The sequence below is a fragment of the Bradyrhizobium sp. Ash2021 genome (assembly GCF_031202265.1).
Lineage (GTDB): Bacteria > Pseudomonadota > Alphaproteobacteria > Rhizobiales > Xanthobacteraceae > Bradyrhizobium.
On the sequence record NZ_CP100604.1, the window covers coordinates 6,738,370 to 6,760,703 of the forward strand.

15 protein-coding genes and 2 pseudogenes are annotated in these 22,334 nt (G+C 58.4%); 11 read left to right on the forward strand and 6 right to left on the reverse strand.

The features are described 5' to 3' along the window. Positions 1 to 94: 94 nt before the first annotated feature. Positions 95 to 1,624, reverse strand: a complete 1,530-nt coding sequence (gene ltrA, locus NL528_RS32590) for a group II intron reverse transcriptase/maturase (RefSeq protein WP_309185100.1) — start codon at positions 1,622 to 1,624, stop codon at positions 95 to 97. A gap of 48 nt (positions 1,625 to 1,672) precedes the next feature. Here ltrA and NL528_RS32595 point away from each other — a divergent pair, with 48 nt between their 5' ends. Further along, on the forward strand, positions 1,673 to 1,912 hold the full coding sequence (locus NL528_RS32595) for a hypothetical protein (protein ID WP_171985686.1): 240 nt from the start codon (positions 1,673 to 1,675) through the stop codon (positions 1,910 to 1,912). 1,068 nt (positions 1,913 to 2,980) lie between these two features. Here the strand turns inward: NL528_RS32595 and NL528_RS32600 are convergent. Beyond that, complete coding sequence (locus NL528_RS32600) at positions 2,981 to 4,891, reverse strand: S9 family peptidase (RefSeq protein WP_309178469.1); 1,911 nt, start codon at positions 4,889 to 4,891, stop codon at positions 2,981 to 2,983. 1,363 nt (positions 4,892 to 6,254) lie between these two features. On the opposite strand from NL528_RS32600, the gene NL528_RS32605 reads away from it, so the two are divergent. Further along, the gene (locus NL528_RS32605; RefSeq protein WP_309178470.1) at positions 6,255 to 6,500 is read left to right on the forward strand and encodes a PilZ domain-containing protein; all 246 of its coding nucleotides are present in this window, start codon (positions 6,255 to 6,257) and stop codon (positions 6,498 to 6,500) included. Positions 6,501 to 7,129: 629 nt separating this feature from the next. Here the strand turns inward: NL528_RS32605 and NL528_RS32610 are convergent. Next, positions 7,130 to 7,432, reverse strand: a complete 303-nt coding sequence (locus tag NL528_RS32610; protein ID WP_309178471.1) for a hypothetical protein — start codon at positions 7,430 to 7,432, stop codon at positions 7,130 to 7,132. A gap of 806 nt (positions 7,433 to 8,238) precedes the next feature. Beyond that, a complete protein-coding gene (locus NL528_RS32615) occupies positions 8,239 to 8,475 on the reverse strand; it encodes a hypothetical protein (protein ID WP_309178472.1) in 237 nt (78 codons plus the stop codon). A 351-nt stretch (positions 8,476 to 8,826) separates the two neighbouring features. Between NL528_RS32615 and NL528_RS32620 the strand changes: the two genes are divergently transcribed. The 6 genes and pseudogenes from NL528_RS32620 to NL528_RS32645 form a co-directional block, all read left to right on the forward strand. Next, the gene (locus NL528_RS32620) at positions 8,827 to 9,006 is read left to right on the forward strand and encodes a hypothetical protein (RefSeq protein ID WP_309178473.1); all 180 of its coding nucleotides are present in this window, start codon (positions 8,827 to 8,829) and stop codon (positions 9,004 to 9,006) included. 1,289 nt (positions 9,007 to 10,295) lie between these two features. Continuing rightward, positions 10,296 to 11,693 carry a pyridoxal-phosphate dependent enzyme gene (locus NL528_RS32625; protein ID WP_309178474.1) on the forward strand — a complete coding sequence of 466 codons (1,398 nt, stop codon included), beginning with the start codon at positions 10,296 to 10,298 and terminating at the stop codon, positions 11,691 to 11,693. Between the two features lie 3 nt (positions 11,694 to 11,696). Next, positions 11,697 to 12,407 carry a VTT domain-containing protein gene (locus tag NL528_RS32630; RefSeq protein ID WP_309178475.1) on the forward strand — a complete coding sequence of 237 codons (711 nt, stop codon included), beginning with the start codon at positions 11,697 to 11,699 and terminating at the stop codon, positions 12,405 to 12,407. A gap of 124 nt (positions 12,408 to 12,531) precedes the next feature. Then, positions 12,532 to 13,425 carry a transporter substrate-binding domain-containing protein gene (locus NL528_RS32635; protein WP_309178476.1) on the forward strand — a complete coding sequence of 298 codons (894 nt, stop codon included), beginning with the start codon at positions 12,532 to 12,534 and terminating at the stop codon, positions 13,423 to 13,425. Beyond that, positions 13,425 to 16,256 carry an EAL domain-containing protein gene (locus NL528_RS32640; protein WP_309178477.1) on the forward strand — a complete coding sequence of 944 codons (2,832 nt, stop codon included), beginning with the start codon at positions 13,425 to 13,427 and terminating at the stop codon, positions 16,254 to 16,256. Before NL528_RS32635 ends, NL528_RS32640 begins: the two co-directional genes overlap by 1 nt. 619 nt (positions 16,257 to 16,875) lie before the next feature. Next, positions 16,876 to 17,673 (forward strand): annotated as a pseudogene (locus NL528_RS32645) (IS5 family transposase); the annotation flags it as partial. Here NL528_RS32645 and NL528_RS32650 read toward each other — a convergent pair. Then, positions 17,631 to 18,697 (reverse strand): annotated as a pseudogene (locus NL528_RS32650) (IS256 family transposase); the annotation flags it as partial. The pseudogenes NL528_RS32645 and NL528_RS32650 overlap by 43 nt on opposite strands. A 124-nt stretch (positions 18,698 to 18,821) precedes the next feature. On the opposite strand from NL528_RS32650, the gene NL528_RS32655 reads away from it, so the two are divergent. Beyond that, a complete protein-coding gene (locus tag NL528_RS32655; protein WP_309178478.1) occupies positions 18,822 to 19,001 on the forward strand; it encodes a hypothetical protein in 180 nt (59 codons plus the stop codon). Between the two features lie 646 nt (positions 19,002 to 19,647). Here the strand turns inward: NL528_RS32655 and NL528_RS32660 are convergent. Then, a complete protein-coding gene (locus tag NL528_RS32660) occupies positions 19,648 to 19,920 on the reverse strand; it encodes a hypothetical protein (protein WP_309178479.1) in 273 nt (90 codons plus the stop codon). Here NL528_RS32660 and NL528_RS32665 point away from each other — a divergent pair. Both NL528_RS32665 and NL528_RS32670 read left to right on the forward strand, forming a co-directional pair. Further along, positions 19,919 to 21,574 carry a transposase family protein gene (locus NL528_RS32665; protein WP_309178480.1) on the forward strand — a complete coding sequence of 552 codons (1,656 nt, stop codon included), beginning with the start codon at positions 19,919 to 19,921 and terminating at the stop codon, positions 21,572 to 21,574. The two genes, NL528_RS32660 and NL528_RS32665, sit on opposite strands and share 2 nt — an antisense overlap. A 215-nt stretch (positions 21,575 to 21,789) precedes the next feature. Continuing rightward, entirely contained in the window at positions 21,790 to 22,239 is a 450-nt protein-coding gene (locus NL528_RS32670) for a GrlR family regulatory protein (RefSeq protein WP_309178481.1), read from the forward strand. The last annotated feature ends 95 nt before the right edge of the window (positions 22,240 to 22,334 follow it).

Below are 22,334 nucleotides of genomic sequence, written 5' to 3' on the forward strand. Positions count from 1 at the left end.
GCTTTTCCGGGACAAATTTGGAAGGAGCGCCATACATTGGGTCAAAAGGGCCGGTCGGATAGACGGCCAGCCGCTTTCGCGGTAGGGACGCGAGTTACCTCGCGCCCCCCGCACAGATCCGTACGGGCCCAATTCGGGCATACGGCTCCCACCTTGGATGTCTAACGGCGAAGCGCCTCGCTGGCCACGGATGAAGGATTCGCGGTTTCGGGAGCCAGTCGTCTGCCAACCGCTTGATCCGCTCCCAGGTCGTCCAGTCTTTCTGGCTCCGCTGCCGTAGCGTGCGCCGCCAGAGATTGGTAACGTGGAATAGGAACGCGGTCAGTGTCGAACTGTTTGTCGGCACCGCGTGGTAGTTGAAGTAGCCGGTGACGACCTGCTGCAACCATCTTCCCTGCTGGGGAATCGGCTGATGCATGCTCCGTCGCAATTCCTGTTTGATGGCTTGCAACTTTGCCTGCATGCGGTCCCGCCGAGACTTCCGTTTGATTTGGAATTTGCCCCGACGAGTTTTGCTGCAGATAAAGATGAAGCCCAGGAAGGTGAAGGTCTCCGGTTTGCCGAGCCCGCGCCGCTTGCGGTTTTCCGCCGCGAAGCGTCCAAACTCGATCAGCCGGGTCTTCTCCGAATGAAGCGACAGTGCAAACTCCTGTAACCGCTTACGCATCTCGTCGAGGAAGCGACGGGCGTCGGTCTCGTGCTCGAAGCCAACAATGAGGTCGTCGGCGTAGCGCACGATGATCATATTGCCCGCGGCCTCACGCCGTCGCCAGCGCTCGGCCCAGAGGTCGAAAACGTAGTGTAAGTAGAGATTGGCCAGAAGCGGTGAGATCACCGATCCCTGCCCGGTCCCCTTGTCACTGACCGTCACGATCCCGTCTTCCAGGACGCCTGCCTTGAGCCATTTCTGGATCAGGCGGATGATACGTCGGTCGCCGACGCGATGTTCCACAAACCTGATGAGCCACTCCTGGCTCACCGTGTCGAAGAACGAGCGGATGTCGGCGTCCAGTATCCAGTTCACCTTTGTGCTGGTGATCCCGACCATGAGCGCATCCATCGCATCGTGCGTGCTGCGTCCGGTTCGGAACCCATATGAGAACCCGAGGAAATCTTCCTCGTAGATCGCGCTCAGCACCGCAGCCGTCGCCCTCTGGACGATCTTGTCCTCAAGGGCGGCGACCGCGATCGGGCGTTGCCGACCATCCGGCTTGGGTATGTAAACCCGCCGCGACGGTAGTGCCCGATACGCTCCCCGATGGACGCGAGCATGCAGGTCCTCAAGATTGCGCTCAAGGTGCTGCTCGTAATCCCGACATGTCAGCCCATCCACTCCAGCTGCAGCATTCTCCTTGAGTTCAGAGAATGCCTCTGCGAGGTGATCAATACTGACGTGATGGAAGAGCGCGGTGAACTTCTCCTTCTTCCTTTGCCTTGCAGCTTGCCGTATGCGCTTCAGCGCCTGTGATACGGTTCCCCGGTACTGTGCCCGGCCCGTGCTTTGCTGACTCGCATTCCCCTCGGCCCCCGCCCTTGGCTCCACCAACTCCGCAGCCGGTTGCCCGGCCTTGTTCGTCGGCTTCACAGCTACTATGGCGGGGTCAGACTTCTCATGATCGTACATCATCGGCTACGGCTCCTCGCCTTCCCGACGCGGGCCAGTGCAGCACGCATGCTGGTGCTGGCCGACCATGAGATCTCCCGGTTCCCGAGCAAAGAGCGTGCGCACATGCCAGTGTCTAAGACCACGCCGGGCCGTCTGGGCGCTCGCGTTATCGCGCCCATCCGTGTTGCCTTCCGTCACCGGAACGACGTCGGCACCCAGGATGAGGGTACTTTCGCGGCTCAATGGCTGGCCTATGCGCTCCCCTGTCAACGCTTCGCCAATACCCTCACGGGTACTGGCGCATGACTCGGGGTCGATGCGGTTCGGTCGGGTAGGATCGAGGCGCGGATCGGGCTTCGAATGATGCCGACGTTTCCTCGATCCCCCCTATCATTCCGTACGGCGGGTTTTCCCCGATACGGCTGGAAGGCTGGCTTTTCAGATGGCGCCTTCCCGGCTTCCACGCGAGCTTAAGTCTGCTCCCGACATTCGCGGCGTGTTTGCCAGTTTGCATCCATCCTTCGTACACCTCGTGATCCAACGGTTATCCCGTACTGAGCCGGGGCGCGGATTCGATCGTGCACCGCCATGAAGTGGGATCACCACAACCCCAGGGGTCCTCGCTCTTGCCCGAGTTATGCTGTCTCGAGCCGTCATCACTTAATCGACCCCATCCGCCCCACTCGTGGGCACATCGCATTTTCACCGCATGGCGGCTTATACGCGATGCCTTCGCTGTGCGGGAGCGCCTAGGCGACCCGCGAGTGGTTCCGGGCTTTCGCTATCCATTCTGTCTTGGCATACCGTCCTCTCCGACCCCGGGGAGTTCGATCATCGTCAGTTCCAGCGCAGCGATGTCGACGCGGCCTTCGCCGAGAGTAGACCGGCTCGGCACTCCCAAGACTCCCGCAATCCGTTTCACGCGGGCGATGACTTTCGTGGCTTCCTGGTTCACACATCTGCTACGGTCTGCCAGCTTGCTCGCCCCCTGCACGGATCTGACCGGTTACCCAGCCAGCGGGGCTTTTACATCCGGGCTTTCAGCGGGTTGGTCGCCCTTCCCGCTGCAGGATATAACTACAACAGCGACTGGACTCCTCTGTTGGCGGGACTCTCACCCGCTAGAATGGCAGCTAGCCTCGCTGCACCTACTCCTTCATCGTGATGGACTTGCACCATCTACTCCTTGCCGGTCTCCCGGCGCACTCCGGACTACCCCGACAAGCCGACTATTTCAGAACCCGCCCGGACTTCGCATTAGGGCCAGAACGCGACATCACCAGAACAGCGGACTTCGGCCGCCAAGGACGAAGGAGCCACCAGGGGGTAGTGTAGCCGGTATCGCGCCGAATGCTCGAGTGCTCTGCCGCGACATCACGATGTAAGCGGAGCCCGTGTCAGGTTCATGGAATAGAACAGAAGCTCCGCTTCAAGCGCCTGGCGAAGATGTGCCGACTGACGAAATCCGTGCTTCTCGTCCTGGAATATAAGCAGACAGGTCGGGATATTTCGGCGTTGAAGCGCCGAATACATCCTTTGAGCCTGATTGATCGGTACGACCTGATCGTCCTTACCGTGGAGGAATATCACTGGAGCGGACAGCCTATCGGTGAAATTGATCGGCGAACGGTCGTAGTAAAGTGCGCTGTTCGGCCTAAACGGCTCGATAAGCCAGTCGGTGTAATGCAGCTCGAATTTATGAGTCTCGGTGGCGAGTGCGATCAGATCACTGATTCCGTAGTAGCTCGCACCGACGGCAAATTCGGTATGAAAAGTGAGCCCGCACAACGTCGTATAGCCGCCAGCGCTGCCGCCCGTGACCGCCAACCTTCCGCCGTCGACATCGCCACGAGCGGCAAGGAATTTCGCGCCCGAAATGCAATCCGCGACGTCAATAACACCCCACTGACCGTAAAGCCTTTCCCGGTATTTCCTTCCATACCCGGTGCTTCCGCGATAATTCACGTCAAGAACACCGAATCCCCGACTGGTCCAGAATTGTACCGAAAAATTGAGCGCCGAAACGGTCGCGGTGGTCGGCCCGCCATGGCTCTTCACGAGCAAGGGAGGTCTTTCCGAAGCTGGCGCCTGCCAGTCCGGATTGTACGGACGATAATAAAAGGCGTGGGCGATGTCGCCGTTGCTAGTCGGAAATTCGATCGATTGCGGCGTCGAAAAGTAGTTTTGGAATTTTTGCAAGCTGTCTGATGGAACCAAAAGCTTGATCGGCGAAACCGCTCCCGTGTTCACATCGACGGTCGCGATTGCCGGCGGCGAGGTCATTGTGGCACAACGCAGCACTATGGTTGTTGCCGACGCATGCACACCCGACAAGGAGGAAAATTCCATCGGATAGTCGTGAGCGATCAGTGTCGGTATTTCTAACCAGCCCAGGCGCCATGTACCGTTTTGGACAAACGAGTAGATCAGAATGTCTGGTGACATAAACGCGTAGGTTGAAAGACCGAGTTGCCACTGAGGGACACCGAATTCCGCGTCTCGAGCTAGGACCCGCTCCACGCCGGAGGCGTTCCAACGGTATAGGTTCCAGAAATCCGTGCGGTCGGAAATGAAGTAAAGCCTCCCGTCTGGCGACCATTGGGGTTGAAATAACGATTCGGAACCGCCTTGGACGATCTGTTTGTCTGTCAGCGTGCCCGCCTGATCGAGACCTGCTACATTCAGATAAGTGGAAGTCCACGGCATGTTTGGATGTTGCCAGCTCAGCCACGCAAGTCTTGACCCATCCACGTTGAGCGTCGGCGACGAGTAGAAGTCCCATCCGCTATCGAGCGTTGCTTCGCGGCCCGTAGCGATGTCGATGGCGACCAGCGTATGGATCGCTTTGATGACGTCGCCGTTCGGATGCTCCTCCCTTATTGCGATCAGTCGATTTCGTGCGGCGTCGACGCAAATATCTGCAAACAAGCTTTTCGCACTAGACGTGATTTTCGTCGGCGCGCCGCCCGCGACCTGTTGGTAGATTTGATTGTCGCCGAAATTGACGAAATACACGACGTTGTTGCTGACGGCATAGGCGCCCCCACCGTAACTATAGACCTGCGATCTCACATTGAAGGGGGACGGCGTAATGTCTCTGATCGTGCCGTCGGCGGCTCTGGCCACCACGACGTTGCGGCCCTTCTCGAGGGGTCTCCCCTCGATCCAGTAGATATTGTCGCCGTCAATCCGCGGCTCCGAGAGTGACCCGGTTTCGGCCACGGCCGCGTCGGCTGTGATGGGGGAGATCCATGATCCGAAATTCCCGGTCTGCTGACTCACCATGAATCTTCTCCGTCGCAGTTGGGTTCAAGAACACCCGAATACTCGCGCGCCCTAGGCCGCAAGACGGGCTGAATGACGACCGATTACATAGGCCGTGATCGGCGCCGTTCGACCTTTCAAGTCGAGTTGGCGCGTCTGCAGCCCCGCGGGATTGCAGCCTGCAGCGGCCAACGCGGCTGATCAGCGCCTCTGCTGGCGCCGCCATGCTGGAGAGCCGAGAAAGCGACAGTGACGTTGCCCCGAGCGGCCGCACGTCATGCTATCCCGCCAGCGCGAGCCACAAACCTGCAATATCAAACGCGCTTGCGCCTTCGCTCCCGCCACGGACGCCGAGTTGCCCAACCCCGGACCAATCCTCGAAGCAAGGAATGAGTGCATGCGTGAACACGCCGTCCTAACGCGCCGACCAACGCTGCCATAGGATATTCGCTTTTGGTAGCAAAAGGCACCGGCCGCGCCGTTTTTAACTTAACTACCGTCAATGTCGGCTGCCAAGACGAAGCGGTAGTTACGCAAGTGGCAGACGTCGCTTAATGGGTCAAAATGCGAAATACTCAACCAGAGCAGATGTTTTCCGGTCTTCCACCCACCGGAAGCGGACATTGATCGAGGCGGTCGGCATGTCTCAAACGTGCCAGCATGCGACATACCCCCTCTTCCTAGGGCCTGCTCGCCCAGGATCCAGCGTCCGCGGGCTACAAGGCATCAGCCACAAGGGCGCCCGGCCGGGCCCTCGCCTGCAGGCGGGACACCGCCTCGGCCAGCGGAACGTCGGCCTGTGAGCCGCCTTCACACCTCGCTGTCTCCTCCCAAATCCTCGCCTGTCCGATTTTTTTGTTTTCCTGAAAATCTGATGCAACCCACAACGGTACGAGGATCCGCCTCCATGAACCGCCGCCCGATCACCCTCGCGGAGCACGCCTGGGCCATGGCGACCTTCAGCCTGAATTTCACGCACGACATTCACGATCACAGCCCGAGGGCCCACCGCGTTTTCATCGGGGCACGGCGTTGGTCAACAGCATCAATTGCAACACGATGGAATTCTGAACCGATTCACGCTGGGCGCCTTTTTCAACGGGCGAGCCTATCGAATCGGACGCTTCAAGTAGTGAGCCATATCAGTTGCAAGTTTTATCGCTGCGGCCGTGGTAAAAACGGGCGCAACATATGCCTTAATGTAGGTTTTGATGGGTTCTGCCCGAGGTAATCCCATCGTTTCCGCGTTTCCTTGTCATTTCATGCAATTTTTAAAAAGTTAACCTCCCTTACTTTTTAAGCCCAACCCCAAGAGCTAATCTGTGCCGGTCACTGGTCACTGCCTCGAAGTGTTTTGATCCAACGCTTTCTTGTAGGTGGTCTGATGATTGAGCGTCGCGCCCTGCAACGGATTGAAATCAACCAGGCCGCGGTGCTCCACTTTGACCGAATTTCCGGCGTTTACTGCTGCGTCGTGAAAGATGTCAGCGATCAGGGGGCCAAATTTCAGTGCCCGTTTTACGTCTTTTCTTCTGATTTGGATCTGTCAGTTGATGGCTTCAAAACATCAAAGCGCTGCCATGTCGTGTGGCGGCACGGGACTACATGCGGCGTCAGGTTTGTCAATTGAAGCCGCGCCCGCGTTGGCGTCATCAACCAGCCGCGCCGAAAGAAGGGCCGTAGAGACAACGATGCGTTTTACGCTCGGCGACGTGAGGGACCATATCGTTTCATCCAAAATCGATCACGGATCTCCGTAGTGGCGTTGAAAAGCGACGCAGCGGTAGAGAAATCCAAAGATCAACTTTCGCGAGATTTTTAGGGTTGTTCGATTTTCGACTTTTGCAACAATATCTGTAGAGTCGAGGTGTGACGTAGGTTCGAACATATCTGCTTCCGCCTGTGCCTGTCGGAAATCAAATCCAGACATATTCGTGATACAATCCGCCGATGACTGGGCGGCAAGGAATACGCCCTGCCCTCTTTACGGTGCGCGATAAGGGCGCATCCTTCTCCAAGGCCAAGTGCGTGCGCGTCTCATTATAGTAGCGAGCGTAGGATTTCAGAATCCGGCGCAGATGTGCCTCGCCTAAGACAATGATGTGATCCAAACACTCACGCCGGATCTATCCGAGGCCGGTGCAATAGGCTTGTCCCGAATGCCCATGGCACGCAATCGGCGTGTGACGACGGTGCCGTAGATCCGATCGCGGTCTCGGATCATGTAACCCGGAGCCCCGTCCCAAGGAAAGGCCTCGGTCAACTGACGTGCAACCCACTCCGCCGTCGGGTTGGTTGTGACGTTGATCCACGCGAGGTCCCTACGAGCCGCACGATGATGAAGGCATAGAGCAGGTCGAAGCCAATGGTCGGGACAACAAACAAGTCCATGGCGGCAATGTCCGGCGCGTGGTTATGCAAAAAGGTTCGCCATCCCTGGCACGGCGTCCCCCGTCGTTTGACCATGTACTTGGCGACGCTCGACTGCGCGACCTCAAACCCGAGCTTGAGCAGTTCGCCGTGGATACGTGGCGCACCCCAAAGCGGATTCTCCATGCTCATCCGCTGGATCAATACGCGCAGCCCCGTGATATCCGAGGCCGACCTACAGCAGTCGGCTCTTCCTTATCTCGACCCCGTCGAGATGTCTTTTTGGTCACGTCCCATCATGCGCACAGCCTGCGCACTCCTGGCTTCCAGAACCGCACACGATGCTTCCGCCGCTCCGCTTTGGAGAGCGTTTCGAGATACGGCGTATTTCTCGTGTGGGCGACGAGTCGCGTGAACCGCCAGTCAGCGGCACGTAACTTAGGTACGGGCCTGTTTCCGACTCCAGTTCCCGCCTGAAGCAAGGGGGAATGCCATGATAGATTACCCAGCCGCAATCCCACTATTCGCAATTCCGCAACTTCGCTGCCCGAAATGCCGAGCGCGCATGAAGCTTGCGCGCACCTCGCCGGGGCCTACAGGATATGAACTTCGCAGGTTCAACTGCTCCGAATGCGATCACGTCGAACAAATCGCCATACCGTCTGATCCGATGGAATCAGATGCTATTGGCTGGTTACGGGCGAACTACATCCGCCGAAGTAAGGTCGCCTGAGTTGTCCTTTGGAGCAAGTGACGGCGCTGGGTTCGGGATATTAGAGTTCAACCCATGCGGCGTGACAGCCTCTACTTCTATCTTTCCCTGATCTGGCTTGCCGTTATTGTCGGCGCGCTGGTCTTTGGCTTTCTTATGTGACCAGGAAAGCGAAAGCCCGGCAACTGGACGCGCCTCCCCAGCGATCTGGACGCCCTTTCCCTCATGGTTCTTGAGCGTGGGCTTTTGTCCTCAGCGTGCATCCATGCGCTGTGAGCGTCGGGCATCATTCGAATGGCAGTTTTGCCTGGCCGTCATGCCATTCGATCACGCCGAAAAGCATCCCGCGCTTGAGCATCTCGGCCTCGAGGTCGGCGGCGTGCTTCTTCCACGCTGGCGTCTCGCGAACACGAAACCTTGGATCCTCGCCTCGCTGCTCCTGCGCATCGTCGGATGCCAGTGCACCGCGCACGGCCTCGTACATCAGGGTGAGGCTGCCGTTCGTGAAGGCCTGATAGTCCATCGAGGCTCCTGCGAAAAAGCCGCCGCTGGGGGCAGCGACGGCTCTACTCAATACGCGTGACCATCCAGGTCATCACGAAGGTGACCCCGAACGGTTAATCCGCGGTTACCGGACAGGCGCAGGACCGAAGCCCCGCGCCCTAGATGGGCCCTACACGAGTCTGGGACGGCCGCCGGTCCTGCGGGCCTGGTTTCCGGGCGCCGATGTGCGGCCCGACCGGTGCTATCGCGCGGCCCGCCGGCCCTGCACGATGGTGGTAACGAATACGGCCCGCCGATCGCCGCCCCAGGGGCGGCTTCCGCCATTACATGATACTTGGACCTTTACCCCTGGCCTGACGGGAGCCGGATCATGACGAAGAAATTCGCTTGCTTGATTGTTGCCGCCATGGGCTTGGCCGCACCGGCCTACGCGCAGTCCGTCAGGGTAATCACCGGTGACATTGAGCACTCTACGGACCTGGAGGACAGCTTCTTGACGACGATGCGCTCAGAGCGCGGAATGAACGCGCCGAGAGGGCGAAGATCCTGAGGTTACGGGAAAGAGTAAGATGCTATGCGCCAGCAGGAGCTAGACGCCTCTGCCGCCCAGGCAGCCGCCGCCACAGCTTATGATGAGCCATATGGCGCGCAAGACGGATCATACTACGTTGGAACGTTTCGCAGCCGGCACAATCGACACGTTAACTTGCGGCGGATGAGCACCGTCGGCGCCGTTTCGGGCAACTCGTTGCAATTCAGACATGCGAATGCACGACTACGCCGCTGATCCAGAAAAACCCGCCGGCAGAACCGGCGGGCTGTCTCATTACGCGCTCAGGTCCGGCCGCGGCCGAACCAGCGTCACCACCGGCGCGCAGCCACCAGTTTCGAGGATTTCGCCATTCTCTATAAACACCATTCAAACCAACATCTCCCCCTTACTAGTCCCAAATCCTGTCGAAAATTATAGCTAGGTCCACCTCAGTTGGTGGCCTCTTTCTGTGATTTCCTCGAAGAGATAGCTCCATTTGCGGCGGACCTTAAAAGGACCAACCGCGTTGAGGCCTTTGAGACCGGGGCGGCCACGAACGCGGAGCTTTGGCTAGATTTCCCGAGTGGGCGATTCCTGCAACGATCTAACAATTCCTCAAAGTCGGCCGAACGTTCAGCCGGGTACACGACTTCGGCCAAGCTGGCGGAGCGAGACGGATTCGAACCGAGGATACTTTCAGCACGGTAATGCGAACTCGGCATTCCCAATTGACGGTGATCTTGGCGGAGAACTTCGCGGTTTGCACTGCAAGCTGGGCCACGTCGTGCAGATCGAACCCGGTCTCCGGCCGCAGTCTCCCAAAAACGGGAGTTTTTCAAATGTCTGCCGGAGACTAACGGCAATTTCGCTGGGAAATGCGCAGAATTGGAGACTGAAGACTGGACGCCAACTTGCAGAAGCCCGCCATTGGCGGGCCTTTCTGCGAGGACCCTGTTCATTTTCTCTCAGTGAGGGATCGAACTCGCACATTCCCAATTGAAAAAGCCCATTGAAATGTCAGGGGAAATTTCCCTCCTTTCCCCGGAATTCGAGCTTGGAGACTTTTGCAGCCACGAGCTGCGAATTTTGAATACGCATCCGTCTCCGAAAATACTTTGGCTTGTCGAATGCTCCTTTTCGAGCCCTTTCTCACAAAGCTAACTAGACCGGGTGCCTGGCAGGCCTTCGGATGAGTCTCGGTTAATCAAACCTTAAAAGTATTCCTCGCGAAGGGCCTGTTCGGATTGGAATAAGGTAAAAAAAGAGTTAATCTATAAACATACCGATTGTAACTCGGATGTTGTGTAATGAACCTCTCTCGACGGAACTTTGTGCAAGGAGTTGTCCTGGGGGGCGCCGCGCTGGGCGCGGTTGGCGTATCTCAAGGCCGGCGCCCGATGCCGCCGCTGCCGCAGATGGCCGACGTTTCAAGCTTCACGCCACCCTCAGCGATCTTGAACTCGCAATCTTTGGCTCTCGGGAAGATCTTTCCTACCCTGCTGGATCCCGATGCCATCGAGGGTCCTTTCATCGCCAACACGCTTTCCAGTAAAGATTCGTCTGCCGGCTTCATTCGCCGGGGCGAGCCCGGGAATTCCGTCTTCCTGAGGCAGGCCGATGCCCGCGCCACCATTCCCTGGGCACCGATATTCGTACGGGAAAACAACCTTTTGCAGTTGCCACCGTCCGTGACACGCCAGATCGACTGCTCTGATCTTTTGGTGATGAACGAGAGCAGTACGCACTATCCCGTCTTCGGCAACAAGGCGCGCAAATATGAGTTCCTGCTTCCAAACCTGAAGTGGTCTGGATCCGAGCGTCTCGGAACAATGGGCGCGGTTTCCAGCAACCATGCGTTGCAATTTGCCCTGGCTAATCGCGTGTCTGATTTGACCGGCGATGGACAGCCGCTGAATTGTGCCCTGGACATGGTGCTTTTTGAAGTTCCGGGAGCCCCGACGGATATGGCACGCTTGGCAATTTTACGGAGCCTGGTTCAGCACATTTCTCTCGCCAGCAACGATGTCGAATTGGCGGGCGAGGCTGCGTATGCATACGGGGCGCACTGGCTGCATCCGGATACGGATTCGCTCGTTCCGCCGGGCGGCTCGAACGAAGTGAGCGCCCTCGGACACATGAATGCGATCGCCGAGCTGGCGCAGTTGCTCGATACCGCTCAGGCGTGGAAAGCGCCGCCGGATGTCATTTTTGTCGCCATGGGGAGCGGTTCGACGGTTTTGGGCCTGCTCTTGGGCGTCCATCTGATGGGATGGAATACCAAGGTGGTGGGGGTGGCCGATCAGGACAAATCCCCTCTGACGCGATGGGTGGTCAATCGGCAGCCCTCCGTGCCCTTTGTGGAAGGGAATGTTGCCCAACTCGCGCGCAGCACGGTGGAATGGCTGCACAAGATCCGCTTCCCGGGTATTTCGCCAGACGCGCTTCGCGTGATGCAACACGAGACTTTCTTGCCGGACGCCACCAGCTGGGCGCCTGGCTACGGCTTGATCGAACCTGCCGACGATGAACGGGCGAAAGAGTTGAAAGAGGCGGGCCTCAGCCTTGATCCAGTCTTTACCTTGAAAGCCTGGCGATCGTTGCTCACCATGTCGCAAGCGGGCGCGCTAAAAAATAAGAAGGTACTTTTTTGGAACACCTACAACAGCTTTGACTACATGCCGACTCTTCTATCCAGTTTGGGATAGCTGATGCGTAGTTATAAACCATTGATTTTCTATATGTCGGCCGTCCTGCTTCTGTCGTTGGCGTATTTTGCATCGCCTATCTCCAGAGAAGTTGTTTGGCAGCTGTTTCCGGGCTTTGAAGCAATGGCCCACGCAAACCTACTCGTCACCGCGCTGATGTTTTTGGTCACATCCGCCGTCCTTGCGTTTCTGGCCTTTCCCTCCATGCCAATGATTTGCATGGCGGCGGGTTTTTACATGGATGGGTTTGAAGGAGGCGCCGCTGTGCTGCTCGGCAGCGCCTTTGGCGGTTTGAGCGCGTTTCTATTTTATCGAAAGCACATTCAACGTCCCAGTGCTCAATTAAATGAACAATCCGGCGTGAAGATTTGGCTGACCTTGCTCGGATTGCGCCTCTCGCCGCTCGTGCCCGCGCCACTGGTGAATTTCTTTGCCGCAATCTTCGATGTCTCCCCCCTTCAGTATTTGACGACCAGTGTGTTGGGCAATGCGCCACTCGTCCTGTTCTATGCACAAGTAGGACAGCAAGGGCATCACTTCTTGTCCGGCGAAACTCCGCATTGGCAGCAATTTTCAGGATACTTGATCATATTAACCCTAAGCTCCCTGCTGAGCGCGATGGGCCCCTGGAGGTCGCTGTTGAACGAGCTCAAGCTGCTGAAAGGTTCATCCGGATCAAGTACACTTTCGCTACACTCAGCATCTGGTATGTAATCTTTTACCTTTAAACAGGGATTTTCCGAAAATTGGATTCCACTTTATTGTATTCCGCCATCCTTTCTTAAGTTCAGACTTGTAGGTTCCAGGCGCTACCAACATAAAAGCAAGGTGCGCCTCGATGCTCTCGAAACGTATCGTCCTTGGGTCGCTCAGCGGCGCCATGGCCTTTCTGTTCGTGACCTCAAGCTGGGCAGCTGATCTTGCAGAGATCAAGCAGCGCGGCGAAATTCGCCATATCGGCATTCGCTACGCCAATTTCGTCACCGGCGCGGGCGACGGTTTAGACGTCGAACTGATGCAGGGTTTCGCCAAACGAATTGGCGTGTCCTACAAGCTCGTCTACTCCGATTTTTATTCGGTGATCCGTGACCTGCTCGGCAAGGATGTAGTGCGCAAAGACGGCGAAGTCACGCTGACAGGCGACTATCCAGTCAAGGGTGATGTGATATCGACCGGATTCACCATGCTGCCGTGGCGCGAGGCGATCCTTCTGTATTCAGATCCGGTTCTTCCGTCCCAGGTTCTGCTGGTGGCACCGGCCGAGTCCGAACTCCAGCCGATTGAGGACGGCGTCGATCTCGCGGCGGATATCGCCAATACCCGGAAGGCCATCGGATCAAGGAGCGTGCTCGTCATGGAGCGCACCTGTCTCGATCCGACCAATTACGGCCTGGTCAATGTCGGTCTTGACTTGAAGTCCTACAACAAGAGCGCCAACCTAAATGAGATGGTTCCGGCCATGCTCAACAAGGAAGCCGAACTCACGCTGCTTGACGTGCCGGACGCCATTCTCGATTTGCGCAAATGGGCCGGCAGGATCAAGATTCTGGGGCCGATTTCCGGCCGGCAGATGTTGGCAACCGCCTTTCCCAAGGACGCGCCGGCCCTGCGCGACGAGTTCAACGCCTATCTGAGCGACATCAAGGCCTCTGGTGTCTATGACCGACTCGTAGACAAATACTATCCCGGCATCCGCCGATTTTTCCCGGAATTTTTCGCGAAGACAGATTGATGCAGTCTTCGCTGATCAGATTTAGTCGATCTCTAGCTCCGCATTGGCTCTCGATCGCAGCAGGGGCCTTTCTGCTGTCGATGTTCTTCCTGATCGGCAATCTTTATTCGTCGCAGATGGAATTGCGGCACAACGCCGATGCGCGTCTGGTTTCAATCGGTGAAGCACGCGCCGCCGAGATCAGTGACTTTTTAAGCGAGCGCCGGCAAGCCGCCGTGCGGCTTGCCGGCGGCGAGGACATCGCCAATTATTTCAGCAATCTCGATCTCGGAATGTCCGTCAGATATGGGCTCTTCGCCAATCTGGCCGCAATCGAGCGCCGCTTTCAGGCGACCCTGGACGAGGAGAAATATCAGGGGCAACTCGCCTATCTGCGGTTGGCTTTTTTCGACCGCAACGGCATAGCTCAAGTTGATGTAGGCGCCTCCAGCGCGCCAACACTTTCACCGACGGGTAACCCGGCCGAGCCGAGCATTCAGATCGATCAGAAGCGCCGCCTGATTGTGGCGAGCGCGCCGGTGCTGCAGAAGGGCACGATGAGGGGAGCGGTGGAGACCGTGAGCAGCCTTAATCTGCTTGCATCGCTGGTGTCTACCAACGACCTCGGACAGCCGAAGGAATTCCTGCTGGGAGACGACGGCGACGTGCTGCTGCCGGTCGAATGGGAGCGCTCACCCATTGTCGCCCACGGCCGCGCGCTGGCTGCCCTTCAATCCGGCCGTATCCAGGCCCTGTCAAATCTCGAGGCTCCCGAACTGAAGGGATATCTCGCTCTGCGCTCGCCGATTGGAGGCACACGGCTTTCCGTCCTGCGGCTGGCGAGCGAGGATGAGCTTTACGGCAATACGCTTTCGCCCGTCTCCGTGTTTTATATTGGCCTTTTCGCCATCATACTGTTCGGATTGGCCATCGGCTTCGAGCGAATGCGTCAGAATGCGGCGCGGCTGCAAATCAAGTTCATCGAATCCAATAGCCATAGAGCCGAGCTGGCCGAACATAACCTCGCACTCTCGCAAGAGATCAAGCGTCGCGAAGCTATTGAGACCGATCTGCAGCGGCAGAGCGAAGCGCTGGACAAGACGAATGCTGAACTGCGCATAGCCGCCGCCGCGTTTAATGCTCAGGAAGGCATGATCGTCACCGATACCAAAGGGGTGATCCTGAGTGCCAACCGCGCCTTCGTCAGCTTGACCGGCTATACGATGGAAGAATTGGTTGGACAAACGGCGCGCCTGTTCCGGGCGCATCGCCGCGATGCCGAGTTCTACCAGAGAATGTGGAATTCTGTTAAAAGTACCGGCGGCTGGCAAGGCGACATGAGCCTCAGGACCAAGAGCGGAGAACATTGCGCGCGCTGGCTCACCATATCCGCCGTAAAAAACGAGGCGGGCGAAGTTACCAATTACATCGGCTCTTATTATGATATTTCCAAACTCAAGCACGCCGAGGAAAAGATCCAGGAACTGGCCTTTTTCGACCAGCTCACAGGTCTGCCCAACCGCGTCCTGCTGATCGACCGCGTGCGTCAGGCACTCAACGCCAATACTCGCAACAAATCCTTCGGCGCTCTGCTCTTCATCGATCTCGACAATTTCAAGACGCTGAACGACTCGCTTGGGCACGACGTGGGCGATCAGTTGCTGAAAAAGGTGGCTCAGCGCATCTCCCATTGTGTTCGGGCGGACGACACGGTTGCCCGCTTCGGCGGCGATGAATTTGTCGTTCTTCTCGCCAATCTCGGTACGCAGAAGGCAAAAGCCGCTGCGTTGCAAGCCGAGGCGATTGGAGAAAAAATTCTCTCTGCCTTCGTTGAGACTTTTCAGCTCGATCCGTATGAATATCCCTGTACACCCAGCGTCGGCGTGACTTTGTTTTCGCCCGAGGACCGCAACGTCGATGAATTGCTAAAGCGGGCAGATCTGGCGATGTATGACGCAAAAACCGCGGGCCGAAACGGCCTCCGGTTCTTCGACCCTGTCATGCAGACTATGATTTCAGCGCGCGCTTCCCTCGAGGCCGATCTGCGAGAAGATCTCAAAAAGGAAAGACTCCTGCTGCATTATCAGCCGCAGGTCGATCATGAAGGAAGGTTGCTGGGGGCGGAGGCGCTGGCGCGCTGGCCGCATGCGGAGAGAGGCTTGGTTTCTCCGAGCGAATTTATTCCGGTCGCGGAAAGCGCAGGTCTAATTCTCCCGCTCGGCGCCTCGATGCTGAAAATCGCCTGCCGTCAATTGGCCCGCTGGTCTGCCGATCCAGCAACCGAGCATCTGACTGTCGCGATCAATGTCAGCGCCCTGCAGATGCGTCAGAAGAATTTTGTCGAACAGGTCCGCGCGATCATCGAGCAAACCGGCGCCGATCCCCATCGCCTCAAAATCGAACTCACGGAAACCACATTGGTCAGCAATGTCGACGACGTGATCGCCAAGATGGATAAATTGAAGGCGATCGGGATCGGCTTCAGCCTCGACGATTTCGGAACCGGCTATTCATCCCTTTCATACCTGAAGCGGCTGCCGCTCGATCAGCTCAAGATTGATCGTAGTTTCGTCAAGGATATTCTTGTCGATCCCAACGACGCCGCCATAGCCCAACTGATCATCGCGCTTAGCAAGAGCCTGGGCCTTTCCGTCATCGCCGAAGGTGTCGAAACGGATGAGCAATATGCCTTCCTGGCGAGCCAAGGACAGCTCAATTACCAAGGCTATTTGTTCGGTCGCCCCCTGCCGCCGGAAGATTTCGAGAGGTTCGCCCGAGCTTTCTCGCCGCGTCGCAGTTCGAGGCAGGAACGCCTTTTTGTCGATCGGGATGTTCGCATGAAGCGTCTTTAGAAGAGCTCCACTAGCTTGGAGTCTCTAGCCGGGCGAGATCTTCCACTTAAATCGGGCGTCACAAAATTAAAGTGTGTCCTGAACAAGCGTCTGCTTGTGCCATCAGCGTTGCGTTGGATGGTCGGTTGAAGGGCACGTCCGCATTGCCTCCTAAAAGCGGGACATCAAAGAGCTGCGGCACGAGATGTCCGCTACTGCTAATTTCAAACCTTTTGGCGAGTACGCAAAGTCTGCTTTGAACCCGTAAGCAGCGACGTCAGCACATCGAGGACACGGGAGACCGGATACACCTGCCAGCCCTAGCGCGCAGTGGATTTATTCTCCGGTCTCCAAGGAGCGTCTCCAGAAAACGGGAGTTTTCCTTGAATCGGCTGGAGACCTTTGGGAATTATCGGCCCAAAAAGTTCGATCATCGGTCTCTAGAGACTTCTCGAGATGAGAAAGTCCTCCGTGAAATATCCCGAAGCGATTGATTGGCAATGGAAATTGCGGGGATTGCTGTGATTGGATTTGCCAGCAATCGTAGCTGCTGCGTCGATTTTCTTGCAAATTCGTGTTGAGGATTCCCTCGAATCTGAAGCTGTGATTCTCTACCGATCATGTGATCGGAGGGGATTCGATGCGGCCACGGGAGCGGCGGGAAAGCGGCGAGCAGGATCTGTTTCGTTCGCGGCTGGACCAGGTCATCAACATGGATCACGCGCTGGCGAAGCTGGCGCGGACGATCGACTGGGGATTTCTGGAAGAGAAGTTCGGGGCGGTTTACGCCGACGGCTCCGGCCGGCCGCCGCTGCCGACCCGGCTGATGGCGGGGCTGGCGATTCTCAAACACACCTACAACCTCAGCGACGAAGTGGTGTGCGAGCAGTGGATCGAGAACCCGTATTACCAGTACTTTTGCGGCGAGGAGTTTTTCCAGCACCGGCTGCCGCTCGATCGCTCCTCGATGACCCACTGGCGCAACCGCATGGGAGAGGAGCGGCTGCAAGCGCTGTTGCAGGAGAGCCTGGCGGTAGCGACGCGAACCGGCGCGATGAAGCCTTCGGAACTCTCGCGCGTCATTGTCGACACCACGGTGCAGCCGAAGAACGTTGCCTTCCCGACTGACGCCAAGCTGTTGAACCGGGCCCGTGAGAAGCTGGCGACGCTGGCCAAAAAGCTGGGCGTGGAGCTCCGGCAGTCCTACACGCGGGTCGGCAAGTCCGCGCTGATCCAGCATCAGCGTTACGCCCATGCCAAGCAGTTCAAGCGCGCCAACCGGGCTCTGCGCACGCTCAAGACCTATCTGGGCCGCGTCATCCGCGACATTGCCCGCAAGATCGACGGCGACCATGGGCTCGAGGGCAGCTTCGCTCACCTGCTCAGCCTTTGCCGGCGGGTGCGCGAGCAGGAACGCGGGCAGCGCGGCGCCAAGGTGAACAAACGGTCGCCTGCTTCCTCCAGGGTGTCGGCAACGGCACGATGCTTCAGCCGCCACTTTCGAATGAAGGCCTTGCGGCGAGCCGCGATTTCCTCGGGGGTCGTCGCATAGATCATGTCATTGTAGTCCGTGGTGATCTCGTCGTGCAGGCGCTGGGGAGCATGGGCGAGACGATTTCTATGCTTGTGGAGCGTGCAGCGCTGCACCGGCAAGCCGTCCCAGACCGAGGCAATGGCCTTGTCGAGCCCCGGCGCGCCATCGACGATGAGGAACTCGGGACGCGGCAGCCCGCGTTTGACGAGATCGCCGAGCACCGTACGCCAAGCCTCGGCGCTTTCACCGCCCATGCTCCAAATCGCGAGCAGCACTTTTTGGCCATCTGCACGCACGCCGAGGACAACGAGCAGCGAGATCGAGGTCGCCTTGCGGTCGAGCCGCACCCGAACGACGGTGCCGTCGAGGATCAGGCGCACGATCGGCTCTCCAGCCAGCGAGCGGCTGTTCCAGGCATCCCAGTCGCTTTTGACCTTGCGCCACGTCCGGCTCACCGCGTCTTTGCCGACCGTCGCGCCGAACAGGGCCGCCAACGCGCGGCGCACCCGCCTGGCATTGGTGCCGGCGAGATAGCTGCTCGCGATCAGCGTATCGGCGGCAAGCGTGCGCCGCTGATAGCCCGCAGCGCCTGGCTCTTCCATTCCGTCGTCCTGCCCTCGGGCGTGGTCAGCCGGGCGCGCGGCACCGCGATCTCGATCGGCCCGAACGTGCCCGTCAGCGACCGCGTCCGGCTGCCGTGACGGTGGCCCGTAACGCCGGCTCTTGCTTGATTGCCGGCTATCTTGCTTCGTTCGTAACGCGGCCGCGCCAGGGCGGCATCAAGCGCGTCGCGGATCAGCTCTTCGATGAACTGCCGAGACCGAACCCGCACCTCGCTCTCGATCGGGTCAAACCAGTTGTCGAAAAGATCAACAGCCAGCTCAGTCGCAGGCTGCAAGGAAACGGGCTTCGTGGTAAGCTTGTTCATGGCGTAGTCTCTAGTCCGACGCTTCAACGCCGGATGATTCGAGGTTGATCACCCCGGAGACTACGCCAACCTCAATTCCTACCAACTCCGCGACGGCACCCAGCGGGCTGAAGGCGACGGTCAAATGAATGCGGAGCGGCTGCGGGAGTTAGAAGAAATCGCAGCAAAGCTGTTGGCGCTTGCTCGTGAACTTCCGCCGGGCGAGGAGCGACACAAGGCTTTTCAGCAGATCGGAAGCTTTCAGACCCGCATAGACACGCTGAAAGATATTGTTCCGCGCGGGCAAAAGGCGAGAGGAAAGTAGCTATGCGGGCGTTCCTGGTTCTCTTCACGGTCTGCTTTGCGGCGACCGCATTCGCTCAAACTCCACCGCCCAAACCCGGCAACAAGCCGCCGGCCCAGGTAAAGCCGAAAGAGCCAATGGGCTGCAAGTTCGTCGGGACGGTTAAAGGGACCAAGCTTTGGGCCGGCGACTGCGCGAACGCGGCGGAACTTAGAGGCGCCGCGCCAACGACCGAAACCACCCCGCCCGCCCCAGGCGCGATCCCAACTGGTCAAAAAGAGTAAAGTGGCAAAGCCCTCACGGCTGCTTCCCGAGCCTAGCTCTACCCGCTAGTCACCGAGTTGGATGCAGTGCGGCAGTCGGATTGCGTTAAAAATCCATCCCCTTTCGGGGTGCTTCGGCGCGCAGATGCCTATTTGGGTGTGACCCACTGGCCATCACGGAAATCGAGACCTTCCTCAATCTCGGACGTCTCATCGTCCGTTAGCATTCGTCCGCAGCAATGGCGCGTGAGGGTTCTAGCGATCTCAATACCAGAGGCTCAAGCTCCGAAAGTGGTGGCCGGCACGCCGCCGCAAACCTTGCACCGCATGACCCTCAGCCCGGAGCCCGGCACTGGTTCTATGGCCTCGAGGACATGATCGTATTGTGTGCGTTTTGCTGATCGTCATGAACGGCCTTCCTGTTGCTTGAAAACCCGCTGCACGACGCTCGTACCAATGCCAAGTTTTCGGCCGATCTTGAGGATGCCATCACCGTTGGCCCTGAGTGTTAATCGGCCTAGGGTCCCGACGCCGATCGGCGAGCTGAAGCTATTGATCTGCCTAGCGGCGAAGGGGCGCATTGCCTCATCAATAATGTTACCGGAGAACTGACCGTCAGGATTAGGGCGGCGATACCGAATCGGATCGGTGTCGCCGATGGCAGGACGGATCAGCATGGGTGCGCGGCGCGAGATCACGGCGGCGGTGGTAGACCGCTATCGATCTGCGGGGCGGGCAGATAAGGGGCGCATTCTCGACGAGCTTTGCGCGGTGACGGGCTGGCATCGCAAGCACGCGGTTCGGGCGCTTGCCATCCATGTCGCAATTTCGCCGGAGGCCCGGCGGCAGCGAAGGCCGACCTATGGCGCCCCTATCAGGGATGCGCTGGTGGCGCTGTGGGAGGCCTCGGATCGGATCTGCGGCAAGCGGCTCAGGGTAATGATTCCGACGTTGCTGCCTTCGCTGGAGCGGCATGGCCGGCTCAAGCTCGACCATGCCGATCGAGCGCTGGTGCTCGGCGTCAGCGCAGCCACGATTGATCGCCTGCTGGTCGAGACCAAAATTGCCGCAGCCGGCGGTAAGCGCCGGCGGGTCGGCTTTTATTCGGCGGTACGGCGTGAAGTTCCGATCCGGACGTTCAACGACTGGCACGATCCGCCGCCGGGGTTCTGCGAGGTCGACATGGTGGCTCATGGCGGCACATCTGTAGCTGGCTCGTTCATTCAGACGTTGACGATGGTCGACGTCGCGACCGGTTGGACCGAATGCATGCCGTTGGTGACGCGCGAGAGCGGCCTCGTCGTGCGAGCCATGGAGTGCGCACAGAACCTGTTTCCCTGGCTCATTCGTGGCGCCGACTTCGACAACGACAGCGCGTTTATGAACGATGTCGTCGTGCCCTGGTGTCGCATGCAAAAGATCGAGGTGACACGCTCGCGCGCCTACAAGAAGAATGATCAGGCGTTCGTCGAGCAGAAGAATGGCGCGGTCGTCCGGCGACTGGTGGGATACGGTCGCTTCGATGGCGTCGAGACGACACGCGTGCTGGAACGCTTGTATGCCGCATCGCGGCTGCACACCAACTTCTTCCAGCCGTCCTTCAAACTGAAGGACAAGCGACGCGAGGGCGCGAAAGTGATCAAGCGCTATCATGTTCCGGCCACGCCCTATGCGCGCGCACTGGCGCATCCGAAGTTGAGCAAAGGCGTCAAACGGCGTCTTCGAGAGCTTTATCGCACGCTCGATCCCGTGGCCCTGCTGGCCGAGATGAGGGACGCCCAGACGGAGCTCGGCACGCGCGTCGGCGCCCGAGCGGGCAAGCTCGCGGCAGCAGCCAGCCCACCGGCTCCGGCAACGAACGCGGCAGCGTTCGCGAAGGGGCTCGGCAATGATGTGCATCTGGGGGAGCAGCGCATCATCCATCGGCGCATGCACAAGCCATACAAAAAGCGCATGAAAATGCCATCGATGCTCGATCCGCACCTCGCCGACATCGAGCGCTGGCTGGCGGCCGAACCTCGTCTGACCGCGCTGGCCATCCTCGGTCGTCTCGCCGAACACTCCCCCGAACAATTCGGGCCGCCGCAGCACACCATCGTGCAGCGCTTGTTGCGATCACTCAGACGCAACGCAGCCGAGGTGATCATCCCGCGCATGGCCGGGGGTACGGCACCGGCCACCATTGGTGATCCCGGGACTGGGGCCGGCGCTGCGTGTGATGGGCACTCCGCGACGTCCCCAGTCCCTCCGATCCTGCGAGCAACGACGCAACCTCGGCCCGGCCGACAGTCGGAGCTACATCCGTCAAGCGAAAGTAACATCCTCAGATGAGGCAATACGAGGGGTCACTCTTGGACGCTTATTCACAGTGATGACGATCAGCCCGTTCCCGATTTTGCCTTCAACTCCTTCATTGAGCCGTACGATCGCAGTTCTTGCTGCCCTTTTTGTGAATCGTTAACTATCGGAGACGCGTCCTAAGCAATTAATTGTATCGCTCGCAGGTAAGCACCAAATGTTAGCGCTCTCTGTGCGAGTACTTTTCTATGCTAAAAGATGGCAAATATGCTGCATGGTTTAGGACTTCGCGTGGAGAAGGCACCGGCATCGTCCATCTTGCAAATGGCAAAATATCGGGTGGCGATAGCATCTTCACCTACGGCGGCTCCTACGAAATTCATGACAATCGATTCACCGCAACGCTGACGACCAAAAGGTACGCCGCAGGCCCGTCCACCGTGTTCGGCATCGACGAGGTCGAGGTAAAGCTCACGGGCACCTTCAAAGGCATGATGGCTTCATGCTCGGGAGCGGCCGAACAGGCACCGGGTGTTGTCTTCGAGGCTACGCTTTTCCTTAGCCAAGATCAGCCACCTGCGTCAGACACGAAGCGCGCAGCGCCGAATTTCAGCGCCGACAAACTGCCTGTGGGCTTCGATAGTCGATCCCGTACGCGGAATCCTTTTGCGCCCATACTATTTAAGCGCCGATCCTGAATTGCTCTGGCACGTCGGTCTTTGGTGAACGGCCGCTTTGCGCCCATGAGCGGTCGATCACGAATGCTCGCTCAAACGCGGTGCGTCGGTGACCG

What these genes read in the sequence shown, in the direction of transcription:
- ltrA (WP_309185100.1), bottom strand. Translation starts at nt 1,624, where the DNA reads ATGTACGATCATGAGAAGTCTGACCCCGCCATAGTAGCTGTGAAGCCG.
- NL528_RS32595 (WP_171985686.1), top strand. Translation starts at nt 1,673, where the DNA reads ATGCTGGTGCTGGCCGACCATGAGATCTCCCGGTTCCCGAGCAAAGAG.
- NL528_RS32600 (WP_309178469.1), bottom strand. Translation starts at nt 4,891, where the DNA reads ATGGTGAGTCAGCAGACCGGGAATTTCGGATCATGGATCTCCCCCATC.
- NL528_RS32605 (WP_309178470.1), top strand. Translation starts at nt 6,255, where the DNA reads ATGATTGAGCGTCGCGCCCTGCAACGGATTGAAATCAACCAGGCCGCG.
- NL528_RS32610 (WP_309178471.1), bottom strand. Translation starts at nt 7,432, where the DNA reads ATGAGCATGGAGAATCCGCTTTGGGGTGCGCCACGTATCCACGGCGAA.
- NL528_RS32615 (WP_309178472.1), bottom strand. Translation starts at nt 8,475, where the DNA reads ATGGACTATCAGGCCTTCACGAACGGCAGCCTCACCCTGATGTACGAG.
- NL528_RS32620 (WP_309178473.1), top strand. Translation starts at nt 8,827, where the DNA reads ATGACGAAGAAATTCGCTTGCTTGATTGTTGCCGCCATGGGCTTGGCC.
- NL528_RS32625 (WP_309178474.1), top strand. Translation starts at nt 10,296, where the DNA reads ATGAACCTCTCTCGACGGAACTTTGTGCAAGGAGTTGTCCTGGGGGGC.
- NL528_RS32630 (WP_309178475.1), top strand. Translation starts at nt 11,697, where the DNA reads ATGCGTAGTTATAAACCATTGATTTTCTATATGTCGGCCGTCCTGCTT.
- NL528_RS32635 (WP_309178476.1), top strand. Translation starts at nt 12,532, where the DNA reads ATGCTCTCGAAACGTATCGTCCTTGGGTCGCTCAGCGGCGCCATGGCC.
- NL528_RS32640 (WP_309178477.1), top strand. Translation starts at nt 13,425, where the DNA reads ATGCAGTCTTCGCTGATCAGATTTAGTCGATCTCTAGCTCCGCATTGG.
- NL528_RS32655 (WP_309178478.1), top strand. Translation starts at nt 18,822, where the DNA reads ATGAATGCGGAGCGGCTGCGGGAGTTAGAAGAAATCGCAGCAAAGCTG.
- NL528_RS32665 (WP_309178480.1), top strand. Translation starts at nt 19,919, where the DNA reads ATGGGTGCGCGGCGCGAGATCACGGCGGCGGTGGTAGACCGCTATCGA.
- NL528_RS32660 (WP_309178479.1), bottom strand. Translation starts at nt 19,920, where the DNA reads ATGCTGATCCGTCCTGCCATCGGCGACACCGATCCGATTCGGTATCGC.
- NL528_RS32670 (WP_309178481.1), top strand. Translation starts at nt 21,790, where the DNA reads ATGCTAAAAGATGGCAAATATGCTGCATGGTTTAGGACTTCGCGTGGA.